The 407-nt window shown below is 66.8% G+C and carries 1 protein-coding gene; it reads right to left on the bottom strand.

The window, feature by feature from the left end; genetic code table 11:
* On the bottom strand, positions 1-407 hold a 407-nt coding region (locus RM779_RS33440; protein WP_311621556.1), incomplete at both ends, for a condensation domain-containing protein.

Below are 407 nucleotides of genomic sequence, written 5' to 3'. Positions count from 1 at the left end.
CACCCGCTCCAAGCGGCCGATCAAGGTCTCGACGCTGCCCGCGTCGAACACATCGGTACGGAACTCCACCGATCCACCGATGCCCGCGGGCTGGCCCGACTCGTCGAACTTCTCCCCCAGGGCGAACACGAGATCCATTCGAGCGGTATGGGTTTCCGTTGCTATGGGCGCAGCCTGCACATCATCCGACCCCGACGCGGCGGCGGTGGTGCCGGCGGGGTTCTGCCAGGCCAGCATTACCTGGACCAGCGGATGATGTGACAGGCTGCGGGTCGGGTTGAGGCGCTCCACCAACACCTCGAAGGGCACGTCCTGGTGCTCGTACGCGGCCAGGCTGCGTTGACGCACCTGACCGACTGTCTCGGCAACTGTGGGGTCGCCGGCCAGATCGACCCGCAACACCAGGG

Origin of the sequence: Streptomyces johnsoniae, assembly GCF_031845565.1 — a bacterium.
Classification (GTDB): domain Bacteria; phylum Actinomycetota; class Actinomycetes; order Streptomycetales; family Streptomycetaceae; genus Streptomyces; species Streptomyces johnsoniae.
This window is presented reverse-complemented; position numbering and strand designations above follow the sequence as displayed.